Origin of the sequence: Vibrio chagasii, from assembly GCF_024347355.1 — a bacterium.
GTDB classification, from domain to species: Bacteria; Pseudomonadota; Gammaproteobacteria; order Enterobacterales; family Vibrionaceae; genus Vibrio; species Vibrio chagasii.
In genome coordinates, this window is the sequence record NZ_AP025466.1 from 1,103,797 (window position 1) to 1,121,648 (window position 17,852).

At 42.2% G+C, this 17,852-nt stretch carries 17 protein-coding genes; 12 read left to right on the forward strand and 5 right to left on the reverse strand.

Going from position 1 to position 17,852, the window contains the following annotated elements:
* Positions 1-52 precede the first annotated feature (52 nt).
* The gene (gene trhO, locus OCV52_RS20675; RefSeq protein WP_137407106.1) at positions 53-1,042 is read left to right on the forward strand and encodes an oxygen-dependent tRNA uridine(34) hydroxylase TrhO; all 990 of its coding nucleotides are present in this window, start codon (positions 53-55) and stop codon (positions 1,040-1,042) included.
* A 156-nt stretch (positions 1,043-1,198) separates the two neighbouring features.
* On the forward strand, positions 1,199-1,456 hold the full coding sequence (locus tag OCV52_RS20680; RefSeq protein ID WP_032498145.1) for a YdcH family protein: 258 nt from the start codon (positions 1,199-1,201) through the stop codon (positions 1,454-1,456).
* 54 nt (positions 1,457-1,510) lie between these two features.
* Here the strand turns inward: OCV52_RS20680 and OCV52_RS20685 are convergent, their stop codons facing one another.
* Positions 1,511-2,785 (reverse strand): sensor histidine kinase, encoded by a 1,275-nt coding sequence (locus OCV52_RS20685; RefSeq protein ID WP_137407105.1) that lies wholly within the window; start codon positions 2,783-2,785, stop codon positions 1,511-1,513.
* Positions 2,757-3,425 carry a response regulator transcription factor gene (locus OCV52_RS20690; protein ID WP_137407104.1) on the reverse strand — a complete coding sequence of 223 codons (669 nt, stop codon included), beginning with the start codon at positions 3,423-3,425 and terminating at the stop codon, positions 2,757-2,759. Before OCV52_RS20690 ends, OCV52_RS20685 begins: the two co-directional genes overlap by 29 nt.
* 104 nt (positions 3,426-3,529) lie before the next feature.
* Between OCV52_RS20690 and OCV52_RS20695 the strand changes: the two genes are divergently transcribed.
* Entirely contained in the window at positions 3,530-4,741 is a 1,212-nt protein-coding gene (locus OCV52_RS20695) for a DUF5666 domain-containing protein (protein WP_137407103.1), read from the forward strand.
* 112 nt (positions 4,742-4,853) lie between these two features.
* A complete protein-coding gene (locus OCV52_RS20700; protein ID WP_137407102.1) occupies positions 4,854-5,321 on the forward strand; it encodes a GNAT family N-acetyltransferase in 468 nt (155 codons plus the stop codon).
* Positions 5,322-5,347: 26 nt separating this feature from the next.
* On the opposite strand, the gene OCV52_RS20705 is transcribed toward OCV52_RS20700, so the two are convergent.
* Positions 5,348-8,263 (reverse strand): alkaline phosphatase family protein, encoded by a 2,916-nt coding sequence (locus OCV52_RS20705; RefSeq protein WP_137407101.1) that lies wholly within the window; start codon positions 8,261-8,263, stop codon positions 5,348-5,350.
* A gap of 359 nt (positions 8,264-8,622) precedes the next feature.
* Between OCV52_RS20705 and OCV52_RS20710 the strand changes: the two genes are divergently transcribed.
* Both OCV52_RS20710 and OCV52_RS20715 read left to right on the forward strand, forming a co-directional pair.
* Entirely contained in the window at positions 8,623-10,335 is a 1,713-nt protein-coding gene (locus OCV52_RS20710) for a hypothetical protein (protein WP_240700665.1), read from the forward strand.
* Between the two features lie 26 nt (positions 10,336-10,361).
* Entirely contained in the window at positions 10,362-11,570 is a 1,209-nt protein-coding gene (locus OCV52_RS20715) for an IS256 family transposase (RefSeq protein WP_261900882.1), read from the forward strand.
* 24 nt (positions 11,571-11,594) lie between these two features.
* Here OCV52_RS20715 and OCV52_RS20720 read toward each other — a convergent pair whose 3' ends face one another.
* Together OCV52_RS20720 and OCV52_RS20725 are read right to left on the reverse strand one after the other, a co-directional pair.
* Positions 11,595-12,020 (reverse strand): hypothetical protein, encoded by a 426-nt coding sequence (locus OCV52_RS20720; protein WP_137409184.1) that lies wholly within the window; start codon positions 12,018-12,020, stop codon positions 11,595-11,597.
* 485 nt (positions 12,021-12,505) lie between these two features.
* Positions 12,506-13,462, reverse strand: a complete 957-nt coding sequence (locus OCV52_RS20725) for an integron integrase (RefSeq protein WP_137409185.1) — start codon at positions 13,460-13,462, stop codon at positions 12,506-12,508.
* A gap of 344 nt (positions 13,463-13,806) precedes the next feature.
* On the opposite strand from OCV52_RS20725, the gene OCV52_RS20730 reads away from it, so the two are divergent.
* From OCV52_RS20730 to OCV52_RS20755, 6 genes are all read left to right on the forward strand, one after another.
* Positions 13,807-14,142 carry a hypothetical protein gene (locus OCV52_RS20730; RefSeq protein WP_137409186.1) on the forward strand — a complete coding sequence of 112 codons (336 nt, stop codon included), beginning with the start codon at positions 13,807-13,809 and terminating at the stop codon, positions 14,140-14,142.
* Between the two features lie 143 nt (positions 14,143-14,285).
* Positions 14,286-14,771: a GNAT family N-acetyltransferase gene (locus OCV52_RS20735; RefSeq protein WP_004741846.1), complete on the forward strand. Its 486-nt coding sequence runs from the start codon at positions 14,286-14,288 to the stop codon at positions 14,769-14,771.
* A gap of 60 nt (positions 14,772-14,831) precedes the next feature.
* Complete coding sequence (locus tag OCV52_RS20740) at positions 14,832-15,518, forward strand: DUF4937 domain-containing protein (protein WP_170222482.1); 687 nt, start codon at positions 14,832-14,834, stop codon at positions 15,516-15,518.
* A gap of 483 nt (positions 15,519-16,001) precedes the next feature.
* Positions 16,002-16,220: a hypothetical protein gene (locus OCV52_RS20745; protein ID WP_137409046.1), complete on the forward strand. Its 219-nt coding sequence runs from the start codon at positions 16,002-16,004 to the stop codon at positions 16,218-16,220.
* 72 nt (positions 16,221-16,292) lie between these two features.
* On the forward strand, positions 16,293-16,697 hold the full coding sequence (locus tag OCV52_RS20750; RefSeq protein ID WP_105023324.1) for a putative signal transducing protein: 405 nt from the start codon (positions 16,293-16,295) through the stop codon (positions 16,695-16,697).
* Positions 16,698-17,112: 415 nt separating this feature from the next.
* Entirely contained in the window at positions 17,113-17,850 is a 738-nt protein-coding gene (locus OCV52_RS20755; protein ID WP_137409047.1) for a helix-turn-helix domain-containing protein, read from the forward strand.
* The last annotated feature ends 2 nt before the right edge of the window (positions 17,851-17,852 follow it).

Here is a 17,852-nt window from a genome sequence, read left to right on the forward strand (position 1 = left end):
AGAATAGGCAACCGCTCTGGATTTACGTTCCAGCTCGCAGAAAGGAAAAACCATGTCTCAATATGTTGTATGTGCTCTGTATAAATTCGTAGCACTTGATGATTACCAAGAAATTCGCCAACCGCTAACTGAGCTTCTAGAAGCCAATAACATTCGCGGTACTTTGTTACTTGCAAGTGAAGGTATCAACGGTACCGTTGCAGGTAAGCGCGAATCTATCGACGCCCTCCTTCAATGGTTCAAGCAAGACGACCGTCTAGCGGATGTTGTTTACAAAGAGTCGTTCAACGACGAACAACCATTCAACCGCACCAAGGTTAAGCTTAAGAAAGAGATCGTAACCATGGGTGTTGAAGGCATCGACCCTCGCCATGTTGTCGGTACTTACGTTAAGCCAAACGAATGGAACGACCTTATCTCTGATCCAGATGTGGTCTTGGTTGATACTCGCAACGACTATGAAGTGGACATCGGCACATTCAAAAACGCGGTAAACCCAAACACGGAAACTTTCCGTGAATTCCCTCAGTACGTTGAAGACAATCTAGATCCTAAGAAGCACAAGAAAGTCGCGATGTTCTGTACAGGTGGTATTCGTTGTGAAAAATCAACAGCCTACATGAAAGAGCAAGGCTTTGAAGAGGTTTACCACCTTGAAGGCGGCATTCTAAAGTACCTAGAAGAAGTGCCTGAAGAAGAGAGTATGTGGGAAGGCGATTGCTACGTGTTTGATGGCCGTGTTGCCGTTAACCACCAGCTAGAAAAAAGTGGCTACGATGTATGTAACGCTTGTCGTCTACCAATCACAGAGGAAGACAAAGCCTCTGAGCACTTCGAGAAAGGCGTAAGCTGCCCTAAGTGTTTTGATAAGCACACGGACGAGCAGAAAGCGCGTTTCCGTGAGCGTGAAAAGCAAGTACAGCTATCAAATGCACGCGGCGAAACTCACGTAGGTGGCGATGCTGCTCACCTAATCGAGCAACGTAAGAAAGAAAAATTGGCATACAAAGAGCAACAACGCTCTGGCAAAAAAGCTCAGTAATATTTGATTCTGCTGAAATAACAAAGGGCATTAACGTATCCACAATGGAAGGTTAATGCCCTTTTTTGATCCTACTCTCGCTTTGTGTTTAGGGACACATTTATCTTCAAAAATAGGTTCTATACTGAAGTTAATTTGATGAAAGAGGAAGTGCCAATGCTCAATGAAAACCATGCCTTTATCTTAGATTTCCCAGAGCTAAAATTAGACATTGTTCAACTCAACCACGACGACGAAACCTTCAAAGCGGACATGCAGAAATACCATCAACTCGACTACGACATCCGTCAGCTTGAGATCTCGGGTAGTCCAATTGATGACGACAGCATGCACAACCTAAAAGTAGAACGCATGGAGCTCAAAGACTCGCTTCACAAGCAACTCACTCGACATCACGCCCTGAAAATGGTGTAGCCATACAAACACTTAGTGTGGCCGCAATCGTCACACTAAGTGATTAGCTAAACGTTAAGTTACCTTATTCCCATCAGAAAAATTCAAATAGGTATGAAACCTCTCGCCATCATCTCGGGTTTCAAAATGCCAATTCATACGCTCACAAATACGCTGAACAATAATCAGACCACAGCCGTAGCCTGCGTTATAGGTTTCGTTACCATCATGCCTATTGACGATCACCAACTCTTTCTCAATCAATTGAATATCAATGTCGCCGATACTGTAGCTAAATGCATTCTTGATTAAGTTGTTCATGACCACGGTGATGAAGCTTTCAGGCGCATACACGGTAGCTGATCTTGAAACATTAAGGCGGTAGCTCGCATCCTGTTTGGCAAACAAAATTGCCAACTCTTTCAGTTGCTGTCGGACCATGGTTTCTAAATCATGCTCAGAGAAGCGGTGTTCATCGACACTTTCTTTCCCAAGCAGCAAAAACATCTCAGTCAGAACACGCATTTGTTCACTGGCTTCTTGAACTCGATTGATAGCTTTCAACGCCACAGGAGGCTGGTTGTCGACTTTGGCGAGTAAATCTGCAGAACCTTGAATTACCATGATTGGCGTACGAAGTTCATGAGCGGCAAAGCGACTAAACTCCTCTTCTCGCTGAAAGTAGCCCGATATATCGTTTTTAGAATCGAGTAGAGTTTGCTCGATATGACGGGTTTCCGCGTAACCAGTTGTCACCTCAAAAGAGGGCTGGTCGGGCTGCATTAAACTGATTTTTTGCTCTATCTGATTCAGTGGACGTGACAATGAACGCACGACATAAACACTATAAAAAACCATAGCCAAGGAAATAAAGCCCACCAACAGCATGGTGTAATAGTGGAGGCTCCACTCGTAGTTATCTAGGTAATCATCTGCATCATCTTGAAAGACGATGTACATCATCCCCTTGCCCGAAGGATGCTTCAAAACGATGAAATGTTTGTCCTCCGCCCCCAGAAGGTATTCATAGAAGCCTGGTGTTTTATAGTAACTTAACCAACGGGGTAATTCGTTCTCGCTCCAATAGGTGGAGAACTCATTCGGATTGGGCAATAAGGTATTTTCACCATATAACTCATACTCTGCGGTATAGCGGCTCGCTTCGGTATCTAACCAGTGGTGTAAGCTAATGACTTCCATCTGGTTTTCGGCCAAATAAATGGCTGTCCAGAACATGCTGAACATAACAAGTGTCATGATCCCAAAGCTTCTACGAATTTTCTTGTAGATACTTGGGTACGTGCTTTCTTTGACTGAGCTTTTACGCTTTAAGTCGGTATCCTTGTCCATGAATCGTCTCTAATCTTGAATGCTCAAAACCCTTATCAAGCGCATTTCGTAAACCATAAATGTGGCTTCTTAATGCATCACTCGATGGAGATTCGTCTCCCCAAACTGAGTCAATTACTTCTCTGCGCGACACTATTGCTGGGGCGTGTCGAATAAGCACTTTCAATATTTTCAGTTGAATACGACTTAGCTTAATCAGGTTGTCACCACGGAACACTTCATCGGTTTGAGAGTCCATCGTGATATCGGCAAAGCGCACCTTACCAACATCTAGCCTAGGACCACGGCTTGCCAATGCGTGCAGTCGTAAACTCAATTCTTGCATCGCGAAAGGTTTCAGCAAGTAGTCATCACCACCCGCTTGGAATGCTGCAATTTTGTCGTCCAGCTGCTCTTTTGCTGTCAGAAACAGAATAGGAGTACGACATGCTTGCTCTTGTCGCAGCTTTCTGACCGCCGAAATGCCATCTAATTTTGGCATCATGATATCCATAATAATGACATCGTAATGGTTTTCAGCTACTAGCTTTAATGCCGCTTCGCCATGATATGCGCAGTCAATACCAATACCTTCTAACTCGAGATAATCAGCAATGGTTTCAGAGACACTATGGTTATCGTCAACAATCAAAACTTTCATCGATTTATTTCACCTTTCTTCACGAGTGCTTCACGTTCGAGTCTATAAGATAGCGCCTAATTAAAACAAATAAACTTAAATTAATTCTATTAAAGAGTATAAAAATGAGAAAGTTAGCGTTAATTATAGCGATTAGTTTAGTCCTAACTGGTTGCGGTGGCGGCAGTAGTGACAGCAGCAACACAAACGAAGCTCACACACCTTCATCTATCCAAAGCACGATCGACTCTGTTTCAGGCGATACCATTGTTGTTAATGGTTATAGCTATCAAGTAGGCAGCGCGAACTACGCAGGCGAAGAAGTCGCGATTGCTGACCTAGAAAAGAACATGATGGTTTCGATTGCATCTAACACTCGCAGCGCATCCGCTCACACTGGCGGGGCCCAAGTTGGTCTTGAACCGACGATCGTAGGTCTGATTGCAAATACTAACCACGTAAATGGCACATTTGAAGTCAACGGCATACCTCTAACTTTCTCAGCGCTTTCGACTGAGATTGAAGATGGCGATTGGGTGATGGTGTCTTCTCTACCGACCGCTAACGCAGGTTACAAAGTACTGTCGGTAGTGAAATTCGAACACTCTAACTTAACAGAGTCAGTTGAAGTTGAAGGCCTGATTAGCGAGTTAGACAGCAACGCAAAAACATTCAAACTCGGTGCAAATCTAAGCGTTGATTATTCAAATGCTCACATCGATAACGACGATTACAGCTCTGAGTTATCTAATGGTCTTTGGGTTGAAGTAACAGGCTCTGAGTTATCTAATGGTCTTTGGGTTGAAGTAACAGGCTCAATGACAGGCTCTGTACTAACAGCCAATGAAGTCGAAGTTGAAGACTTTGATGAAGTCAGCAATGACACGGAAATCGAAGGCATTATTACTTGGGTGGCGAACGACCAATCATCATTTGATTTAAGCTATAAAGGTCGCTTTGTTGTAAATAACAGCACTCGTTACGAAGACGGAAACAAATCGAACTTAACCGTTGGTGCAGAAGTTGAAGTCACAACGAAAAAAGCTAACGGCGACAATGTTGCAACCGAAATCGAATTTGAACACGACGATGATGCACTAGATTGGAATGACAACGATATCGACCTAGAAGGCATTGTTCAGAGCATTGATGAATCAGCATTGAGCTTTGTTATTCAGACAACTTCTGGTAATAAAACCGTCTACGTTAACCACAACACTCGCTATGAAGATGGCTTAACGTTCAACACGCTAACCAATCAACGAGTTGAAGCAGAGACGTATAAGGTAAATAACCAATACATCGCTAGCGAAATCGAAGCTGAAGACAACAACTAAATGTCATGAGTTTAAAAGCCACGTATCTACGTGGCTTTTTCATTTAGTATAAATATCAGCCGCTTATGGTATTGTTTGCCTATCCAAGATTCAGGGTAAGGAAATAGAAGGAATGACTATCATATACGGAGAACTTCGATTAGAAACCGTCTTAAGCTCCGAGTTCGGCGACCTGTTTGATTGCGTTAAGCAAGGTATCTTCGAACACGTCGACAATGTATTTGGCTGGGATGACGAGTTTCAACGTAACCGCCTCTCAAACGACTACCACCGCTCTTGGTTTCATTGGGTGTATAGAGACTCTCAAAAGGTCGGACTTACCTGCTTCAAACCTTATGACAACGCATATCATATCCACCTTCTGATCATTGACCCTCAATACCAAGGCAAAATGCTCGGTAAAAAAGTAATGTCACTCATCCACACCAAAGCCCTTCGAGAGCAACGAAATCAAGTCACCCTCTCTAGCTTTAGGAGTAACGCTCGCGCCATCAGCTTTTATCAGACGCTTGGCTATAAAGTTGTTGATGATAGTGATGAAGATTTTGTCGGAATGGCTCTCTCCCTAAATAACCATTAATGAGCCATTAGGGAGAGAATAAAACATTAACGAGCTGAAGTAATATCCAACTTATTCAACAATGAAGGGAATCCCCAACCATTCTCGCCTGCTACTACGGGTTCTCCGGTCAAGTACTCATAGAGAGTCGGTGCTAACGAACCATTGGCTTCGATCTTTAATGGTAATGAGTTCTCACCAATTGGGGAGCCCCAGAATCCGATAAATGCATCTTTCTCTAAATAGTCTTCACCAGCGTGACGCCCCGGCACTATTGTGTTGTAACCAATTCCCGCTTTAGGGAACAAATTAATGGTACCGGCTCTATCCTCAAGATAAATGTTAGCCAGTTGATTGACCGAATCAGGTCGAGGAGTCAATTGGGTTAAATCCGTCCACTCACTGCGACTACACCACGTTGAATCATCTTCTTTAACTGAACGGTTAATGCACTTTTCCACTAGCCGAGAGTAAACAGAAAAGTCAGCTTTACTCGGTGATGCAAGGTATGGGTTTAACGTTTGTATATTCAGTAAAGTAGGTGCCTGATTTCCCATTAATGACTCATAAAATAGTTTGTCACCGTGTCGAGTGATCAACTCGTCAACGCGCTTAAGATCGCGGTTGCCGATCACTCGAACAGAACAAGCTCGCTCGTCACAGGCACTCTCTCTCACCACCATATAATCGAGACTCTCAGGTAAGCGTTTTGCTATCTCGTCAATAACATTAATACTGTCACCTTTGTTTGCTGCAATGGGCGCCCACTGTACCAACTCTTGATAAACAGGCTGTACAGTCCAACCCTGCTTTGAGTTAAAGAAATCCATCATAAAGTTGCCACCCGCGGTCGAGGCAACCACGACATCAACATGTTTAGAGCTTGGATAATTCAACGCATTCGTTATTTTAGGCCCCTCACCTTCATCCGAAGAAATTTTCTTCACCACAATTGAGTAATCAAGCTCTGTTTGTAACCCATCAAAAACTTGCTTCTCAGGATTCAATGAATAGAACACAGGTGTTAGCCCGTGATCCCCTGCCATTCCCCACAACGTTCTATCGTAGACACCGGCACTTTGGTAAGTCGCCTCAATTTGACGAATCCAATAATCCAAGCGATTTAACTCACCGGTTGGCATCAAAATCTCATCACTAAAAGGCCCTGTAAAATGGGCGAAATGATCGGGCCACGGGTTATACACCAAGGTGTAATCTGGCATCCCGTTGCCATCAAGCTCCGCCAACTGAGTGATCGACTGTTTAACTAGCGCTTTTTTAGAGAGCTTGGTGAACAAGTCAAAGCTGGAGATAGACTGGTAGGCCTCGATGTCTTCTATCAAAGCCGTTCTTTTCTCTCGTAAAGCGACTTCAACTTCAGAGCGTGCCTGAAGCTCTTTTACACAACGTTTCTCACCGTAATCGCGTAATGACTCCCCTAAGCCTAAGTTCACCAGACCATCATAACTTGTATGCGCATTCCAATCGTATTGAGCATTACAATTCAGAGTTTTAAGGTATTCGAGACGATCAAACATCGTCTGTACCTTGTTGTCTGCCATTAGTACATCAAGCTGTAGAGCATCATTCCCAAAGAAGTAATAAGCTCGGTCGATATCCCTGTCGACAAAGTGGAAGTTAGGCACGCCTGTACCACCTTCACCAGAAACCTTAGCGCCCGTTTTGATGATAGGCAGGTTACGCACGCTGATGGTTGGAGTCGATGAGATACCGACGCGGCTAATGTTGTCTCGATGCTCTTGATAAAGCTTTTTAAAGAAAGGCAGATAATGTGGATCACGATAGGTTTGTTCAGATAGAACTTCCATGAACCTCACTTGTTGTTGATGCTCAGGTTCGATCACCTTTTCTATCTCGGGTTTATATTTCGCTCGGTCTTTATGGTTCTGATAAGCAACCGAAATAAAAGGCGAGTCTTCATTGACCAAACCCTCAATCAACCCTTGCTGTAAGCCATCTACCGTCACTTGCACAGCAAAGCGTTTATTCTGTTGGGATTCCAAAAACTGGATTAGAGAGTCCGGCTGATCATCAAAAGCTTGCTGCATCCAATCATCAAGCGCTTCAGCTCGCTCATCTTTATAAACAAATTGTCGGTAGGCTTTGAGTAAATTCAAGCGAACAAAATCAATAAGGGTGATAGTAAGAGCTTGTGCTTTGTTATTCGACTTATCGGCATTTTCCGGCTTACCATCCTCGGCAATTGCGAGCATTGCCGATTTCATGTCACCCTCTTCCATTCCCGACGCTACCTGAGCAATTAATTCGACAATAATCGGTTGAATCTGATTAATGATTGCTAAATCTTCAGGACTGTTAGTTAAATAGGTGTAGCTCTCTGGCAATGTGTCCATATCTTGCCAAACGCCAATCTCAAACAGCGCATCGTAGATCACAACCATGTTCGCAATGAAGTGTTCGTCGATTCGAATGCCCTCATGATGTCCGGTTGCTTCTGTGGACGTATCAGGCTCTTTGTAATCAGAATCAGGCGCAGCACCCACATAATAGAGGCTATGTTCAAAACCTCTTAATACCTCATCATCGTAGGCTGTCGATAGGTATGCTTTGAATACATCTTCACTACCCAAGCCCGAATAGCGATCGTAGTAACTATAGAGAAAGTAGCCCAAAGGAATGGAATAAGTCGGGTTAGACAACTGAGCGATCACCCGCGCTTTCGTTTTAGCATCCAAAGGCAGTGCGAGAATGTACGCATCAAGCGTTACACCCGCGATCGTAAAGATCGCTGCATCGCGAGTTAGTGTGGCCGAGTAACTCAGGCTTGAAAGCACCTGGTTTTTCAAAACCTCACTTGAACTGAATACACCACCAATGACAGGCGTTGTCGATATATCGGCAACACTAGACGTTGGTACAACCGCTAAGGAAAGAGTGCTAAATAAAAAGGCACGGCAACGACTTGGGGAATAGAAACTCATCAAATACCCTTAGTTTAATGTGTTTTTATAAATGTAAGTTATTGTTCCAGTTTAGTTTAACAACCAAAAAATGCGCAATGATGCACATCTCAACTCCCAAATGAGCTGTCACTTATTAACTGGTAGTAATATCAATTACAAACACCATTCATTCACTAGAGATATAACTCGCATATAAAAACATTCAAATTTGATGTAACTCTAGAATAAAAGCTCCTGTGCTTTCCGCGTAATCCCTACTTGATACATTCCACAATAATGGTACTCGATTTATAAATAGTCATATTTATCAATGACATTCCGCCAATTGATTTCTGAATAGAAGACTTTTATCAATAACTCAACAAAGGAGAACTAACATGAATGGTCAACGTTCACTGTTAGCTGTGGCAATAGCCCTAGGGATAGCAGGATGTGGTAGCGATAGTTCGAATAGCCCAACAGATAGTGGTGGTTCAACGGCAACAACAGCATCTCTCACCGCCAAAGCCGCAGATGGCTATTTGGTAGGTGCTAATGCATGTTTGGATCTAAACAACAACAAAGAGTGTGATAAGGATGAGCCAAATGCCGTAACCGGTGACAATGGTGAATTCACCATTGATAACTTAACTCAAGAGCAACTAGAACAGAGCACTCTGTTGATTGAAGTTGTCGCGGGACAAACCATCGACACTGATAACCCTGGTGTTGTGTTGAACAAAAGTTACCGCTTAACGGCTCCGCCACAATCAGAGTTTATTAGCCCATTAACCACACTCATACAAAATGAAATTGAAAGTGGCGCATCATTAGATGAGGCCAAAGCAACTATTCAAGAGAAGTTAGGGACAACGCTCGACTTAACTCAAGATTACATTGAGGCCAAAAATAACAACAAGCTAGCAGACTCACAAAAAGCAGCTTTTGAGAACCTACACCGCGTTGCTCAAGTCACCGCATCGGTCATGGCAGAGAATACTGACGCACTATCAGAAACCGCAGCGGGTGCTGGTATTTCTGTAGGAGCGCTCACGGCGTTGATCAATGAAGAAGTGACTCGAGTCCTAGATGAAGTCGTCAAAAATATTGAAGCAGCGGGAGAGAACTTCAACCCGAGCGACATTGCTGGCAGCATTAATCGCGACCACATCGCCATTAACGATTCAAACCTCGAAAACAAAATCAAAGAAAACGAAGCAGATAGGGGAGCCAAACCAGTCGATCTTGCGAAAGTCATTAAAACAGATGGCATTAATTGGTTTGATGGTGCAAAAGAGTCCGGTACAGACTTAGTGATTTCATATGGGACACTAAAAGCATCTTCAGATAACTCTGTTACCGAGACTAATTTCATCTATGACTACGATACAGAGCAATTTGTTGAGTTTGAAAACACTCCAGACGAAAACAATATGGTACTCGACAAAAACGGTTGGGTAACACTTGATTATACCTTAGCTAGTATTACGTCGAATAAAGATGGCAGTGTAACCCTAAAAACTAACAGTTCAGTTTTTGATGAAATTGCTAATGCTAAGCAGTTGGATATCAGTGGTCTTAATATTCGCTCAATCATGGACCAAACAGATGATGAAAATGTTTGGTCCAACCTTATGCCAGCAAGCTTAAAATTTCCAGATAACACCAAAGCATACAAACTTTCTGTGGAAAATGTCTATGGCAACATTTACTACTACTACAAGGGGGATTGGTGTGCAGAAGATACTCCAGATCGTTATAAAGCGCTCAATAACTCGTGTAACGGAATAAGCGCTTTCAAGAATGGCGGCGTTACAGATACATGGCTTACAACTTTAGCATCGACCATTGCTGACGATGAGTCAGATCGTCATGAAACAGCGTCTAACAATCATGATGATCTAATCCCGATGGCAAGCCTAGAAAATGCTGAGGTATTTGCACAGCTTCTTTCTAACGGAACCGTTGTTTATTATTCAAGAGCGTCGGAAGGAAATACTCAATTTTCAAGATATCCAACGCTCGGTTTATGGAAAGATATTTCTTTAAACGGTGAGGTTTTACGTCAGGTGAGAGCCTGTAATTTAAATTGTGTATCTGCTTATAATTAAGCCAGTCATGGCGAAGGATAAGCAATATGGATAAGAAAGCTTTAGAAGCCTTCGCTCGCGAAGCCGCTAAGTCAATTAAGACTCCTTCGGATCTTGATGACTTCAGGAAAATGTTAACCAAGGTGACGGTTGAGACAGCTTTAAATGCTGAACTTGATGATCACCTTGGCTACGAAAAACACTCACCGACCAACGATAGTAACAGTCGAAATGGCTACTCATCTAAACGCCTAATTACTGACGATGGTGAGATCCAACTAGAAATCCCTCGTGACCGTGACGCGTCCTTTGAACCCAAGCTCGTTCGTAAGCATCAAACTCGATTCCAATCGATGGACGACAAGATCTTAAGCTTGTATGCCAAAGGAATGACTACCCGAGAAATCGTCGCAACCTTCAAAGAAATGTACAATGCTGATATCTCCGCCAGTCTAATATCTAAAGTCACTGATGCTGTTTTAGAACAAGTTGTTGAGTGGCAAGCCCGCCCTCTTGATTCGGTTTATCCCGTCGTTTACCTAGACTGCATTGTTGTGAAGGTGCGCCAAAATAAGCAAGTCATCAACAAAGCCATTTACCTTGCTCTCGGTGTCAATATGGAAGGTCAGAAGGAACTTCTTGGGATGTGGATGTCCGAAACTGAAGGGGCGAAGTTCTGGCTCAGTGTACTTACCGAACTTCAAAATCGTGGTGTAAATGATATCCTCATCGCTTGTGTTGATGGCCTCAAGGGCTTTCCTGATGCCATCAATGCCGTTTATCCAAAAACTCAAATCCAGCTCTGTATCGTACACATGGTACGAAACTCAATGAAATACGTTCCGTGGAAAGATTACAAGACTATTACCGCAGACTTAAAGGAAATCTATCAAGCTACGACTGAAGATGAAGCTCTGTTGGCGCTAGAGCACTTTGGTGATAAATGGGATGAAAAGTACCCTCAAATCAGCCGCTCGTGGACGGCTCATTGGGATAACCTCAACACTCTGTTCAGCTATCCTCAAGATATCCGCAGAGCTATCTACACGACCAATGCGATAGAATCACTAAATAGCGTCATCAGGAAAGCGACCAAGAAACGTAAGCTGTTCCCGACAGATGAATCCGCCAAAAAGGTGGTGTACCTGGCGATTATGGATGCTTCCAAGAGGTGGACAATGCCAATTCATCACTGGAAGCAAGCGCTAAACCGTTTTATGATTATGTTCGAAGATCGATTAACTGAATACTTGTAACCAAGAGCAGTTACACAGAATTATTTACAGGGTCTCGAATCGCTCTTGAATAAGTCTTTTATTTGAGTGTCTGTGCCCTCTAACGTTGAGCCTTGAAACTTCAATACCATGATTGATGTCTCCATGCGTCATGAACATCGGCATAAACCAGTCCACAGAATTCCAAAAATGCTCATAGTCTTGGTTTGGCTGAACGTTTTGGTTATACAAGTCGATTTCACCTAACTTTTGCCGAGGATATAGTGCTGTGCCCTCGTTTGTTTTAATCTGAATAGCTTTGATTCGGGGATTATATCCAAAGTCCACCTCTTCAACGCTTTCAACTATTAAACCTCGTTTCTCTGCAAAATCTTTTATCTCACCAAGAGTCACTATCGACATTTTGTTCGGCTTATTGAAGCGATCCCATGTTGCTCTGATGTGTTTATTTGTTTTCTCATTGATTGCCACAAGTTTCCCCTAACTTTTACAAATGTCTGTGCATTGCAAAATAAGCAATTTGTACTGACCTGTCTTTTCCCCAAAGTGCACTGGAACAGTAAAGGTGGTCGCTGCTCGGTAGTCTGAACGAGTATTTTTCCTTAGTTCAGATTATCTGAAATATTCCCATCCTTCAAAAGTCGTAACAAGGTTTTGTCCAAAGGCGTGCTGACGCCGAGCTCGGCAAACACGTCTTTGCCCCAAGACGTGTTTAGTGCGCATGAAACCAACATGAGATTTATCTGTACAACAAGCTGCTGCACAATTAGTAAATTGCCTGCTTCATCGAATGTCCAACAGGCTGCTGGACAAACTCCAACCCCAATTTTGCAACAGCCTGTTGCAAAATTCACTATGAAGCACTTCTGCCCCAAAGCAATTAAGATTGTTTACTCCACTCAAGTATCTGTTCCAAATAAGCCCTAATTTTCCTTATGTTTGGTTCATGGCCAGGATCATTGGTTTTCCTTATAGTTTTCAATAAAGATTTTATTTTGTGGGCTTACAGTACCCGCAAAATGTTCGCCAATAACATGGTTATAGATTTGTGTCGTCGCTACATCTGAATGTCCTAATAGCTCTTGGACTGTACGAATATCTTGCCCCGAGCGCAGCAGTTCGGTAGCGAAGCTATGACGGAAGGTATGGCATGTTATTCGTTTATTAAAGATTTTAGCCTGTTGCACCGCTCGTTTGAGAGCCTTTCTTGGTGCAGAATCGTGTAAATGATGCCGACAGATGCTTAAAGAAGGAAAGATAAACATCCAAGCAATTTGTTTAAAAGCGTTCGGGTACTTTTTACCAAGGGCGTGTGGAAGCGAGGGACCGATGCCTTGTTTGATATCTTCTTCTTGTATTTTTGACGCTTTCTGAATTTGCAATTGAAGAGAATCAATTAACGTTGGGCTAAGTAAAGTTACGCGATCTTTTTTTCCTTTCCCATCTCGCACGGTTAAAGATAGGTACTGTAAATCAAGATCTTGAACTCTAATTCTCAAACACTCATTAACTCTAAGTCCAGAACCATACAACAGAGAAAAAATGCTGTGATTAACACCAGAAAGGTGTGACAGTATCAGTTGGACTTCATTTGGCGTAAGTACGCTCGGAACCTTGCGCTGCTTTTTAGCATAAGTAAAACCTAGATCACCAAGGTGTCTTTGTAAAAACTGGTTGTAAAGGAACGCAATCGCATTAAGCGCGACTTTTTGAGTGTTGATAGCAACGTGTTGTTCATTAGCAAGATAAGACAGATAGGCTGTTACCTCAGTCGTTCCCATATCTTGAGGATGCTTTAGCTTATTAAAGCGAATGAAGTATTTTATCCAGTATATATAGGCCTTTTCTGTTTTGAGACTATAACCTCGCATTCGCATGTGTCTACGGATTTCTTCAATGAATTTGCTTGCCATTTCCCACCTCCCAAAACTGTTTTTTTATACAGTTTATTGGTGTTAGAAGGAGTTTGAGTATGAAAAACGGCTTGTTTTATCAAGAGTAGTGGCTCATTTTGTCGGCAGAGCAATTAGTAAGTCGTTGTTAATAGGTAAGTTGAAGCAAGAACTCCCCAAGATAACATGCCACGTAAAAAGTGATAACAGTCCGGCTCGTTTTTATGTGAAGGTAAAATAATAAAATTTATGTATATTCTATATTTTTTAATGGTTTATGGTAGATTGATTGTAAGTTAGGTTGGAGGGAAAACGAGCCGGCCTGTTATTAAGAATGTTATATTTTTGAAATGTATGAGGTATATATGAAGAAATTAAATTTAATCTTATTAGTTTGTCTTTTGCCAAGTTTAACTTTGGCAAGTGAAGCCAATCCGACAAAGATCAAACAAGTTTTGTCTGGTCCCGAATATGGGAAACAGGTTCTAATTACGGTGGATACTAATCCTTCTGGTTTGCCTGAGTGTCATACAAATCAATGGTATAACTATGTTTTTGATGGAACAACGCCTGAGGGACAAATGACGCTAAGTCTTGTTCTAACTGCTTATGCAGCACAAAAACCTGTTTGGGTAGCTGGAACAAATAGCTGTACCATCAGAGGTGGAGTTGAAAACTTAAAGCACATAGTAGTCAAATAAATATAACAAAGCCATCAATACGACCACCAACGCTCGGCATTCTAGGTATTGATTGGCTTTAGTGTTTTCGGTGGTCTATCAACATTATCGTAATACGTTGTGGCGTATTATGGCAGGCGTTATGTGGCTCAATTAAAATAATCATGAAAATCATATTTGCTAATAAAACACATATTGAACAGATATTGCCTATCTTTATGGAGCTGGAAGAATATTACTTTGGTGGTAAAGCAGCTTCGCTTGAAAGTATTAGGAATTATTTTCAGAGCAGAGTTTTCTCCGAAATATCTGGGGTTCAGGTTCTTCTCGCTATAGATGAGTCAGATCAAGCGGTAGGTTTAGCAACATTCTCAGTCTTATATCCTGCGCCAAGACTTTCTGGTCAAATCTACATGAAAGATCTTTTTACGTCTGCATCATCAAGAGGTACAGGAGTTGGAAAACAGCTTATGCAATTCATTGCAAATTACGCTCTTGAAAATGGTTGCAATCGACTAGATTGGACAGCAGAAAGTTCAAACCCTGTAGCTGGTGAGTTCTATGCTGCAATTGGTGCAGATCAAGTTAAAGAAAAGCAGTATTTCAGGTTCGAGGGTTCTGCTCTCAGCAAATTTGCAACCGCCACATAACAAAGCCTTCCAGCCGACCGCCTTCGGCGGCGGCTGAAGGCGGCGTTAGGAGCTTCTCTATTGGCAATTACAAAACTAATCAAATGCACAATCAAACCCGATAGAAAGGAACAGTTTTACCGAGGACAGCTAGCTTGGAGTGAGCTAGATAGTTGTGATGGTTTTGAAGGCCAACTCGGTGGTTGGACGAATGATGAGGAAGCTGTAGTTCTTGGTGGATGGAAGTCTGATGAAGACGTTGTACGTTTTATGGATACAATCCATGACAGTATATTTGAAAAAAGTAAGCAATCAGATACCTTGAGCCATTGCCAAATCCAATACTTTGAAAACGTATTGAATATCCCCTCCTTGAGCAACAACGATGCACCTATAGAAGGCTGTATTCTTCGTCTTGCTCAATGTGAAGAAGTACAAGATGTAGATAGATTCATGCTCGACCAAACGCGAGTTTGGAACCCAGAAATGCAAAAAGCTGAAGGAATGCTAGGTGGTTTTGTAGCCCGCAGTCTGACGCACAGTAACCACTTTTTGGTCATTACTCGGTGGGCATCCATTTTGCACCATAAGAATTACAGAGAGAATATATTTCCCAGCTTAAGCCGACAGATAGCGCCAGAGACTTACATAAATAAGCTCTCAGGTTACGTTGTGCATGAGATTGATTCGTGGAAGGTCGCTCCTAACAAATGCATTAACGGGACGTTTACTCGTGGCGCATTTTTTCAAAGGAACACTGTGATTTAGGTGTTTCATTCAATTTTGGCTAGCAAAAGCCCGTTATACTAGACGTTACTTTTCCATACTTGGACTAATTCGTTATATTCTAATTTAGTAATATAACTGACTCAGTTCTGTCCAATAATGAGTTACGATTAGTTGAAAGTCGGTGTTCTAAACTCTTAAAGAGCACATCAAATATACCGGTACAGTTAAGCTTCACCTGCCTTGTCGTTGAGAGGCTGTATCTTTTATTTTGATAGTGAAATTACTACGACTAATGCCCAATAACTTCGCGGGTTTTGCTTAATTGTCACGAGTATGCACAATTACGGCTTTAAGAGCTTCATCTTTGACCATCGCCATGACCCAGGAAACGTCGGTATTTTGGGCTTTATCGAGTAACATCGGTTTAAGATAGATTTGTAAGTGTTTCAGGATAGCCTTGTGGCTAATGACTTTATTATCTTTGTTCATTGAGTGGGAGTGAGGCTGTTGAAAGATTGAAGTATGTATATGGATATTTCTAATCGACCTGGGCTCATGCTTATAAAACAAGCATTAATCCTAGAAACGTTACTTTCTGATGAAGCACTTGAGGGGATCCACCTTGTCTTCGGTTTCAAAATTCATGAGCTAGACAGTGAAATGTTGAACAAGTTAGAAGTGAGTCATTTAGAATCTGTAAGCTTTTGTGATGATAAGGTTATCTACTCCACAGCGTCATAATCGAGAAATGGTGACTGTTAGGACTTTAGCTCATTCGTGGGGGCATTATGTCTATGCCTTGAGGAGAAATTCATGATTGTAGTAGCAAGGTTTTCTTTTCCACATGAAGCCCATATTGCCAAAGCTAACCTAGAAAGTGCTGGTATTAAAAGCTTCATTGGAGATGAACATACGGTGAATACACAATGGCTATATTCGAATGCAATTGGAGGTGTTCGGTTAATGGTTTCAGAAGAAGACTTAGAGGAAGCAACCGAAATTCTTAATAGTGATTTTTCTGAATGCCTAGAAAGTCACTCTCAAGAAATAGGAGAAAAGCTAGACATTTGCCCTCACTGCGGAAGTAGTGACTTATCTGCCTATACAAAGGGTAAGCGGCCAGCGTTTCTGGTGTTCATATTGTTAGGCTTTCCTCTGTTTTTCTATAAACAGGGTTATAAGTGCAATCAGTGTGATGAGTTCAGCGAAAAACTTTGAGTCGTGACTTAAATAGAAATGTAAGCAAAGCCATAAAAACAAGAAGAAGCAAGTTAAGTGGTTCAAATACTGATTTTATATCTGTCTTTCTAGCTAATTTAGCCACTTTCTTTCCAATCGATAAAGACGATAAGTACCGAGCATATTGAATCATGTGAGTTACATTTTGCAACACTGCAAAAGGGCTTTTTTCCCCCAATTAATCGCAATTATCACCGACCAGATAAATAATTAGTCCACACTCATCATTGGGTCGATTTCTTTTAGATTAACGCTGTCGTGTGTAAGAATATCCAGCTTAGATTGAACAGTATCAACTGGATACAGCGCTTGAGATAGTCGAATATGCGAATCGAGAACATTGAACAGTAAATCAATCTCGCTAGAATAATTACACTGAGGAGTAAAGGTTAATATGTCAGAAAGTCAAGACCTTATCAAAGAACTCAAACGCCAACTCAAGCTGTATGGCTTGCACTATGTCGATGTTGCACAACATTTGGAGTTAAGCGAGGGCTCCGTAAAGCGCTTATTGGCAGAAGGCAGTCAAATTAGCCTCGATCGATTGGAGCGTATCTGTCAACTAATTGGTTTGGAGATGTCTGAGCTATTTAAGCGGGCTGCGGCACACAACAAAGGGCTGGAGTCGCTCACGCTAGAACAAGAAAAACAGCTGGTTGATGATAAAGGCTTATTGTTGGTTGCGGTTTGTGTGGTCAATGGTTATCGCTTCGAGCAAATCATCGAGCAATACACCTTTGATGAGTTAGAGCTGATACAAAAGCTCGCCCAACTCGATCGTCTCAATATCATCGACTTGCTGCCAGGCAATAAGATTCGTCTGCGTATTTCCCCGACTTTCCGTTGGCACACAGGTGGCCCTATTCAGTGTTTCTTCCAGCAACAAGTTCAAGAAGCTTTCTTCCAGAGCTATTTCTCTAGCGAGGGTGAAAAGCTAGTGATGGCAACGGGCTTAATGAGCTTGCCAACTAACAAGAAGATGCAGCAGAAGCTACAAAAGGTCATTGATGAGTTTTATACGATCTGTCAAAGCGACGATTCACTGGAAATGAACGAGAAGCACGGTACCTCTCTGGTGATTGCGATGCGTCGTTGGACGTTCCCGCTGTTTAACCCTTGGGAACGTAAATAGGA